Origin of the sequence: Kitasatospora sp. NPDC056783, assembly GCF_042789895.1 — a bacterium.
Classification (GTDB): domain Bacteria; phylum Actinomycetota; class Actinomycetes; order Streptomycetales; family Streptomycetaceae; genus Kitasatospora.
Window position 1 is genome coordinate 1 of the sequence record NZ_JBHUAF010000565.1, and the last position, 3,881, is coordinate 3,881.

1 protein-coding gene and 1 tRNA gene are annotated in these 3,881 nt (G+C 77.1%); one reads left to right on the top strand and one right to left on the bottom strand.

The window, feature by feature from the left end:
* Positions 1–43: 43 nt before the first annotated feature.
* Positions 44–137 (bottom strand) — tRNA-Ser (locus ACFRMQ_RS39120).
* A 177-nt stretch (positions 138–314) separates the two neighbouring features.
* On the opposite strand from ACFRMQ_RS39120, the gene ACFRMQ_RS39125 reads away from it, so the two are divergent.
* Positions 315–3,791: a PAS domain-containing protein gene (locus tag ACFRMQ_RS39125; protein ID WP_380735656.1), complete on the top strand. Its 3,477-nt coding sequence runs from the start codon at positions 315–317 to the stop codon at positions 3,789–3,791.
* The last annotated feature ends 90 nt before the right edge of the window (positions 3,792–3,881 follow it).

Consider the following 3,881-nt stretch of genomic DNA (forward strand, 5'->3'; position numbering starts at 1 on the left):
CGAAGAGCCCCCGTCGACGAGATCGTCGACGGGGGCTCCCGACTGGCGGAGGCTGAGGGATTTGAACCCTCGATCAGGAATAACCCCGAAACCGCATTAGCAGTGCGGCGCCATAGACCGGACTAGGCGAAGCCTCCCCACATGGACCACCCCCGCGTGAGCGGACCCGTTCCGTGTGTCAGTGATGATGCCACAACCGTGGGGCTCGGCACCAACCACCGCCAACGTTACTAGGCGGGTCGTCCCCGCCGCAAAGAAGAATGAGATACTGCCGTCTCCGGAGGAGCTGCCCCGAGCCGAGGAGACCTGTCGACGTGAGCAGCAGGCCGATCCGAGGCGCTGCTCGCCTCGCCGCCATACTCGACGCCCTGCCCGACGCGTTGTTGCTGGTGAACAGCAACGGCACCGTCGTGGACGCCAACAGCGCGGCGGTCCAGGCGCTGCAGGCACCGGGCACCTCGCTGGTCGGCATGGGCGTGCTCGGTCTGCTGCCCGAGTTCGACCCCAGCCGCATCCCCGGCTCGATGCGCCCGGCCACCCGCGACGGCGACGCCCTCGACCGCCCGGTCCGGATGACCGCCCACCGCACCGACGGCACCACCTTCCCGGTCGAGGTCTCCGGCAACGACTTCGCCGACGACGACGGCCGCGGCTACGCGCGCTCCCCGTACGACTCGTACCGGGAGAACTCGCCCTCCTCCTCCGACCTGCTCCTGCTGCTGGTCCGCGACCTCTCCGGCCGGCTCGGCGTCGAGGCCGAACTGCGCCGCCAGCACAAGCAGACCGAGATGATCCTGCGCGCCGCCGCCGAGGGCGTGCTCGGCGTGGACCTCGAAGGCCGCTGCGTGCTGGTCAACCCGGCCGCCGCGCACATCCTGGAGTACCGGGCGAGCGAGCTGGGCGGGCGCGAACTGCACCCGCTGATCCAGCACTCCCGGGCCGACGGCACCCCGCTGGCGCTCGAGGAGTCGGCGCTGCTGGACACCCTGACCTCCGGGCGCAAGCACCGGGTGCGCGGCACCGTGCTGTGGCGCAAGGACGGCCGGCCGGTCACCGTCGACCTCACCACCGCCCCGGTCAAGGACGGCGACCAGCTGGTCGGCGCGGTGATGACCTTCACCGACCGCAGCCGCGAACTCGCCCTGACCGCCCGCAACGAGCACCTCACCGCCGTCCTGGAGAGCGAGCTGGGCGGCGCGCTGAACGCGCTGAACCAGCGGCTCGACGCGCTCGCCGCCGACCCGGCCGGCCAGCTCTGGCCGGAGGCCAACTGGACGCTGCGCCGGCTGGCCGCCGAGTGCCGCCGGTTCGGGAAGCTGATCGACGGGGTCCTCGACCACCAGCGCAGCGAGGCCGGCGAGAGCGGCGCGGCCGAGGCCAAGGACGGCAAGGAGGGCCAGGACGGCAAGGACGGGCGGAAGGCCGCGCCGCGGGTGCCGGTCGGCCTGGACAAGGTGGTCCGCCGGGCCGTACAGGAGGCCGGTGAGCTGGTCGGCCCCGGCCGGGTGCGGTTCTCGGTGCACGCCGCCGCGGTCGAGGTGATCGCCGACGAGCGGCGGCTGGCCCAGGCGCTGGCGCACCTGGTCGCCGACGTCAGCGGGATCGGCCTGGCGCTGGACGCCCCCGTCGCGCCCTCCCCCGGCCTGACCGTGCCCGGGCTGAACGGTGCCGCCGAGCCCGCGCTGCCGCCCGCCCCCGAGCCGCCGACCGTCGTCCTGGCCGCCGCCCAGCGCGGCGAGGTCGCCCGGGTCGAGATCCGCGGCCCCGGCGTCGGCGGCAGCCCCGTCCACCTGCCGATAGCCCACGCGGTGGTCGAGCGCCACGGCGGTGTGCTCCAGCCGCACGAGCTGCCCGGCAAGACCGGCACCACGTACGTCGTCGAGCTGCCGCTGGACCCGGCCGCCGCGAAGGCCGCCGCCGAACGCGCCACCGCCGAGGGGCGCTCCGACCGGCCCAAGGAGAGCGACAGCGCCGTCCTGCCCGAGCTGCCCGGCATCCCGCAGCTGCCCAGCGGCGGCGAGGCCACCGAGCCCGCGGCCGGCGCCGAGCAGCCCGCCGCCGAGGCCGCCGAGGCGGAGCGGGCGCCCGCCGAGGAGCCCCCCGCCGAGCGGCGCGGCCGCCGTGGCCGGCCGGCCGCGGAGACCCCCGCCGCCAAGACCCCCGGCACCCCCGGCGCTCCCGACGTCGCCGCCGATCAGTGGCCGAACGCCCCCGCCCGGGTCGAGCGGGCCGTCCCCGAGCAGTGGAACGGCACCGGCAACGACCCCGCGTACGGCCGTCAGGGCCTGGCCGCGCCGGACGGCGCCCAGCGCGACCCGTGGGGCAAGGACGACGGCCGCTCCGGCCCCGCCTACGCCGTGCCCGTCGACGGCGACCGGCCGCAGCCGAACCGGCCCGGCGGGCGTGAGCCGCTCGCCCTCGGCCCGGCACCCGCGCCCGCCGCCACGGACGGCACCCCGCCGAACGGCACCCCGACCGCCGAGGCCACCCACGAACAGGCCCCGGGCGAGACCAAGCACCGGCGCCGCCGCGCGCTGCCCCCGTCCGAGGACTCCTCGGGCGGCTTCGCGCTGCCCGGAGCGGCCGACACCCCGGTCTACCCCGGTCTGGAGCACGCCCTGCCGGCCGGCCCCGCGCCCGCGCTGCCCGAACCGGCCGCCGCGCCGACCGGACGCCGCCGTCGGCTGGCCGTCCCGCCGGGGCCCGGCCCGGACGCCCTGGTGAACGCCGCCGGCCCGGCCGGTGGGAGCGCCGGCGCCGTCGACGGGGCCTCCGGTCCGGCCGTCGGCGGGCAGGAGTCCTCCCCCGGCACCGCGCTGGCGCCCGCCCGGGCCGCGCTGCCCGCGGCCGAGCAGCCGTCGGCCCCGCGCCCGGTCGGCACCGGCCTGGGCGAACTCGCCCCGGCACGTCCGCTCGGCCCCGCCCCCGTGCCCGCCAACGCGCTGCCCGCCGCCGTGCCGCAGCCGCCCGTCCCGGTCGACGCCGGACGGACCGCGCCGCGTCCGATGGCCGAGCTCCCCTCCGCCGAGCAGCCGCCCGGCCCGGGCGGCGAACTGGTCAACACCCGTCGGCTGCTGGTCTGGCCCGAGCCCGACCCGGCCACCAAGCAGGCCCTCCAGGCGCGCGGCTACCTCCCGGTGATCGTCCGCTCCCGGGAGGAGGTGGACGCCCAGGCACCCGGCTACCCCGCCGCCCTCTTCGTCGACCCGCTGACCGGCCCGATCACCCGCACCGCGCTCCAGTCGCTGCGCACCGCCGCGCTCAACCGGCGGGTCCCGGTGCTGGTCACCGCCGGCCTCGGCCAGGCCACCCGGGACGCCGCGTACGGGGCCGACCCGGCCGTCCTGCTGCGTGCCCTCGCACCGCGCGACGGCGAGCACCACGCCCCGCGGGTGCTGCTGGTCGAGGGCGACCCGGACATCGCCGCCGCCATGATCAGCAGCCTGGAGCGGCGCGGCATGCACGTCGAGCACGCGGTGGACGAGAACGACGCGGTGGCCCGGGCGAGCAGCGTGCAGCCCAACCTGGTGGTGATGGACCTGCTGCAGATCCGCCGCCGCCGGGTCGGCCTGCTGGACTGGCTGCGCGCCAACGACCGGCTGCACCGCACCCCGCTGGTGGTCTACACCTCGGTGGACCTCGACCCGCGCGAACTGCCCCGGCTGCGCACCGGCGAGACGGTGCTGTTCCTCGCCGAGCGCTCGACCGGTGAGGACGTCCAGTCCCGGATCGTCGACCTGCTCGGGCGGATCGGCGCCATGGGCGAGGCGGGCGTCGCCGCCGCGGGCTGAACACGGCGGGCTGAACACGGTGGGCTGAACGCGGCGGGCCGGACCTCGCCGACCGAGCATGTGAAAGGGCCGGCCGCCCCCGTTCCGTAC